This is a genomic window from Rhizobacter sp., assembly GCF_031412495.1.
Lineage (GTDB): Bacteria > Pseudomonadota > Gammaproteobacteria > Burkholderiales > Burkholderiaceae_C > Schlegelella_A.
On record NZ_JANODC010000294.1, the window covers coordinates 1 to 4,792 of the forward strand.

Annotated in this window: 6 protein-coding genes; all 6 read right to left on the minus strand. The window is 73.1% G+C overall.

Annotated elements, in window-relative coordinates:
* Positions 1 to 513: efflux RND transporter permease subunit (locus AC30N0_RS10895; protein ID WP_489517937.1), on the minus strand; the 513-nt coding region annotated here is incomplete at its 3' end.
* Entirely contained in the window at positions 510 to 2,177 is a 1,668-nt protein-coding gene (locus AC30N0_RS10900; protein ID WP_489517938.1) for an efflux RND transporter periplasmic adaptor subunit, read from the minus strand. The genes AC30N0_RS10895 and AC30N0_RS10900, both read right to left, overlap by 4 nt.
* On the minus strand, positions 2,174 to 3,451 hold the full coding sequence (locus AC30N0_RS10905; protein ID WP_489517939.1) for a TolC family protein: 1,278 nt from the start codon (positions 3,449 to 3,451) through the stop codon (positions 2,174 to 2,176). Before AC30N0_RS10905 ends, AC30N0_RS10900 begins: the two co-directional genes overlap by 4 nt.
* Positions 3,452 to 3,647: 196 nt before the next feature.
* A complete protein-coding gene (locus tag AC30N0_RS10910; RefSeq protein WP_489517940.1) occupies positions 3,648 to 4,091 on the minus strand; it encodes a hypothetical protein in 444 nt (147 codons plus the stop codon).
* Between the two features lie 90 nt (positions 4,092 to 4,181).
* Entirely contained in the window at positions 4,182 to 4,511 is a 330-nt protein-coding gene (locus AC30N0_RS10915) for a copper-binding protein (RefSeq protein WP_489517941.1), read from the minus strand.
* Between the two features lie 95 nt (positions 4,512 to 4,606).
* Positions 4,607 to 4,765 (minus strand): hypothetical protein, encoded by a 159-nt coding sequence (locus tag AC30N0_RS10920; RefSeq protein ID WP_489517942.1) that lies wholly within the window; start codon positions 4,763 to 4,765, stop codon positions 4,607 to 4,609.
* Positions 4,766 to 4,792 lie beyond the last annotated feature (27 nt).

Here is a 4,792-nt window from a genome sequence, read left to right on the forward strand (position 1 = left end):
CACCGACTTCAGTTCGAACTTCAGGAACCAATCCTGCAGCGCGCGCAGCTGGCCCGCGTCATGGGTCCCGCTGCGGTCTACCAGCGCGTACTGGTAGATCCAGCCGACGCCGGTCGCGTCGGGGCCGAGCGAGGCCGTCGCCCCCGCCGGCAGCCGTGCCTGCACCTGGCTCAGGGCCTCGAGGACGCGCGAGCGGGCCCAGTAGAGGTCGGTGCCGTCCTCGAACAGGACGTAGACGAACGAGTCGCCGAAGAACGAGTAGCCGCGCACCGTCTTCGCGCCAGGCACCGACAGCATCGTCGTCGTCAGCGGGTAGGTGACCTGGTTCTCGACGATGCGCGGCGCCTGGCCCGCGAAGCCGGTGCGGATGATGACCTGCACGTCGGAGAGGTCGGGCAGGGCGTCGAGCGGCGTCTTCAGCAACGCGTGAACGCCCCAGGCGGCGACCATCAGCGTCGCCAGCAGGACCAGGAAGCGGTTGACGATGGACCAGCGGATGAGCCGCGCGATCACCGCGTGCTCCCCGAGGCCGCGGGCCGCACCGCGGTGAGCTGCGGCACGCCGTCGGCGCCCATCGCGAACTCGAAGGCGATCCGGTCGCCGGCCTTGACGCCCGCCGGGGGACCGCTCGACGGCACCTTGAAGTCCATCGTCATCGGCCCCCACTTGAGGCTGGGGATCGGGCCGTGCGACAGCGTCAGCGCATCGCTGCCGACGCTTTCGACGCGGCCTTCGCCGGCGTGCCTCGGGCCGGCGGGGATCGCCGCCGCAGCGGCTGGCACGCTGGCCGGCGCGCTCGCGGGCGGCGCCGCCTCCGCCGGCGGCATCGCGTTCAGGCGCGCCTCGACCCCCTTCAGGCTGGCCTCGGAGTCGATCAGGAACTGCGACGACACGACCACCCGCTGGCCGGCCTGCAGGCCGCGGCGGATCTCGGTCTGGCCGGAGCGCTCGACGCCGGTCTCCACATCGACCGGCCGGAAGCGGCCGTCCGCCTCGGCCAGCATCACGACGCTGCGCCGGCCGGTCTGGATCACCGCCTCGCTGGGCACGAGCAGCGCCGTGCCGGGCCGGGCGTCGCTGAATTGCATCTGCACGAACATGCCCGGCACCAGGCGGCCGCCGGGGTTGGCGAGCTCGACGCGCGCCTTCAGCGTGCGGGTCGCGGCGCTGACGTCGGGCAGGATCGCCTGCACCGTGCCCGCGAAGGTCTCGCCCGGCGCGGCCGGGCTTGTGGCCTGGACCCGGGCCCCGGGTCGCAGCAACCCGGCCTGGCTCTCCGGCACCTCGGCCTGGGCCCACACCGTGCGCAGGCCGTTGAAGCGGAACAGCGTCGCGCCCGGCGTGACCGTCATTCCCTCGCGCACCGTCAGTTCGACCAGCACGCCGCCGATCGGCGCCAGCAGCGACAGGCGCGGCTGGGTCCGGCCGGTCGACTCGACGAGGCCGATCTGCGCCTCGCTCATGCCGACCTGGCGCATGCGCTGCCGCGCCGCATCGACGATCGGCGCGAGGTCGCTGCCCTGCATGCGCCGCACCGAGAGGAACTCCTCCTGGGCGGCGATCCAGTCCGGCACGTAGACGTCGGCGAGCGGCTGGCCAGCGCGCACCGCGTCGAGCGTGGCGCGCACGTGCAGGCGCTCCACGTAGCCGGTGGCGCGCGCCTGCACGACCGCCTGGTCACGCTCGTTGAAGGCGATGCTGCCGACGGCCGAGAGCTGCATCGACAGCGCGCCCTCGGTCACCAGCGCGGTCCGCACGCCGAGGTTCTGCTGCACGCGAGGGCTGACGGTGACCTGGCCGGCGTCGCTGTCCGCGCCGGCATAGACCGGCGACATCATCATGTCCATGAACGGCGACTTGGCCGGCTTGTCGAACCGGCTCGCCGGCACCATGGGGTCGTGGTAGTACAGGATCCGGCGCCCCGTGACCGGGTCGATGTCGCCGGCCTTCAGTCCCGAGGCGACGTGGCGCCGCGTCGCGTCCTCGCCGCTGGCCGCCCCCTGCGCAGCGACCGGCGCGCCTCCGGCCGTGGTCGACGCCGGGGCGGCGCCTTCGGGTGCTGCGGCAGCGCCGGCCATGCCGGCGCCGCGCTCGACACCGAGTCGGTACAGGCCGAGGCCGGCGAGCGCGAGGGCAGCGGCCGCGGCAAAGCCGAGCAGGACGAGTCGGAGCTTCATGGCCGGCTCCTTTCCTGCGCGGCCGGGGAAACCGGGGCGGTGGCGGTCCGCGCTTGCGGGATCACGAATTCGAGCTGCGCCCACAGGCGCGCTGCGTCCATCTCCAGGCGGAGGCGCTCGGTGCGGGTCTCGATCTCGGCGCGGCGCGACTCGAGCACCGCCGCGAGCGGCGACGTCCCGCCTCGGTAGGCGGCCAGCGCCGCGCGCGTCCGCTCGCCCGCCAGCGGCAGCAGCGACGCGTCGTAACGGTCCAGCCGGCTGCGGTGACTGCGCCACTCCTCGAGCATCGAGCGCAGCTCGGCGGTCCGTTCCCGCATCGCCTCCTCGCGCTCGGCGCGCAGGCGCTCGACCGTCGCGACGCTGGCGGCGACCTCGCGATCCTGGCGCTGGGCCCGGTTCCACGGCAAGGGCACGGACACGTTCACCGACACCATGTTCGAGTACGCGGGTCCGCGCTGGCTGAACATCAGCTCGACGCTGACGTCGGGGCGACGGTTGGCGCGTTCCACCTCGACCATGGCTTCTGCCGCGGCTTCCTGCCGCGCCATGACCTCGATCGACGGATGCCGGGCCAGCACGCGCTCGATCTGCTCGTCGCGCAGACCGACGGTGCCGAGCGCCGGCGCGGCGCCGAGCGCGTCCGCGCCGGGCGCACCGACCCAGCGGGCCAGGCGGATGCGGGCACTGGCGACGCGGCGATCGGCCTGGGCGACGGCGTCCTCGATCTGCGCCACGGCGGAGCGGGCCTGGAACACGTCCGGCTGGGCGCCGCGGCCGCCGCGATAGGCGGCATCGGCGGCTTCGACCTGCAGCCGCGCTTCGTCGCGCTGCGCCAGCAGCATCGCCCGCAGCTGCTCCTCGAAGTGACGGTCCAGCCAGGCCGCGGCGGTGTCGCGCTGCAGCGCGGCGAGCGCCAGCCGCCGGCCGGCCTCGGCGACCTCGGCCTCGCGCTCGAAGCGGTCCGACCGGGCCTGCAGCTTGCGGGCGCCGGTCAGCTCCTGCATGACGCCGACCGAGCGCATGGTCATGAAGTCGCGCGTCAGGCTGAAGCGATCGGGCCCGTCGACGGGGAGGTTGACGATGCCGGCCTTCAACACCGGATCCGGTCGCTGGCCGGCGGCGACGGCCATCTGCCGGGCCGCGGTGGCGCTCGCGTCCTGCGCCGGCAACTGGCGGGAGCGTTCCTCGGCCAGGCGCAGCGCGGTGTCGAACGGGAGCGCGTCGGCCCGGCACACCGGCGCGGCGGCGAGTGCCAGCAGGGCGCTCGCGGCCACGGTGCGGAAGGCTCGCCGCGTGGTGCGCGGCACTGGCCGAGGAGGGGCCGGGCGAGGCGGAACGGGATGGGCAGCTGACATGGAGTCCTCCGGAAGCAGACCCGGTGGGGTCGGCGGGCCGCCGCCGTCGAAGGTTCGACGGGGGGCGCGGATCGTCGCGTCGCCGCTCGGGCGGCTCAGCGCGGCGTCCTGCGAATCAGACTCTCAGGCAGCAGTGAAGGGTCGCGTGCGGCGGGAACGCGGCGCAGAACCGGTCGGGTGCACTGCCTCCCGACAGCCGCTGCAGGCGGGACGAAGGTGCCGGAAGGAGCACGTAGAAGCCGCCGGCCACGGCCGCGGTCAGGACCGGCACGGAGGTCTGGTCGCTATGCTGGCCCTGCTGGCAATGCCCGTGGCACAGGTTCGGCGCCGCCGCATCCATGGCGGCCATGGACTCGCAATCGACCATTGCCGCGGTGGCGGCTGCGCCGACGGCGGAAGCCTCCTCGTCCGTGGCGCCGAAAACAGCCGCGGTCCGCTGCGTTCCGGCTTCCCCGCCGCGCTCGCCCGGGCAGGCGTAGGCGGCGAGCAGCCACTGGCTGGCCAGCAGGACGCCGATCAGGAGGCGGCCGATGGCTCGGGTCAGGGCTAGGGCCGGCATGGTCGCCCGAGCGTAGGCGGGCTGCGGCGCGCGGTCAAGCAAGCCGCCTCATCACCCGGCGCAGCAGCGGTCCATCGCGCCAGTCAGGACCTACTTTGCCGGCTGGATGCTGGTGATGACGATGGCGCCGCCCGCCTTCTCGGCAGCGAACATGATCTTGTCGCCCACCTTCACCTGCCCCAGCATGGCCGGATCCTTGACCTGGAAGACCATGGTCATGCCCGGCATGTCCAGGCTCTTGATCTCACCGTGCTTGACGGTGATCTTCTTGTTGTCCATGTCGATCTTGCGGACCTCGCCGTCGACCAGGTCCGGACCCTTTGCGGTGGCTTGAGGCTTGGAGCCATGGTCTCCCGAGGCGACGACAGCGCCACTCGCGAAGATCGTGGCGGCAGCGAGCAGAGCGATTGACTTGTTCATCGGAACTCCTTCGTGCGAGCGGTAGGACTTGTGAACGCGCGAGCCGCCCCTTGCGCGGACAGCGGGCACTCGCAGCGGGTTGTGGCATCGCGAAATCAGTGCTTGGGGGCGCCGCGGACGTCCTTGGCGGCGGCGCCCTTGCCGGCGGCGACCCGGACCAGCCCCTTCATGCCGGCCTCGTAGTGACCGGGATTCCGGCACGTGGAAGAGTCGTCGCCATGATGTCCTCGCGAGAAGCCGGCTGCGGACGCCAAGTCCGGGCCGAATCAGCCGCCGGCATG

Bases quoted from the DNA above. Each gene is read 5' to 3' on its own strand.
- AC30N0_RS10900 (WP_489517938.1), bottom strand. From the start codon at position 2,177: ATGAAGCTCCGACTCGTCCTGCTCGGCTTTGCCGCGGCCGCTGCCCTC.
- AC30N0_RS10910 (WP_489517940.1), bottom strand. From the start codon at position 4,091: ATGCCGGCCCTAGCCCTGACCCGAGCCATCGGCCGCCTCCTGATCGGC.
- AC30N0_RS10915 (WP_489517941.1), bottom strand. From the start codon at position 4,511: ATGAACAAGTCAATCGCTCTGCTCGCTGCCGCCACGATCTTCGCGAGT.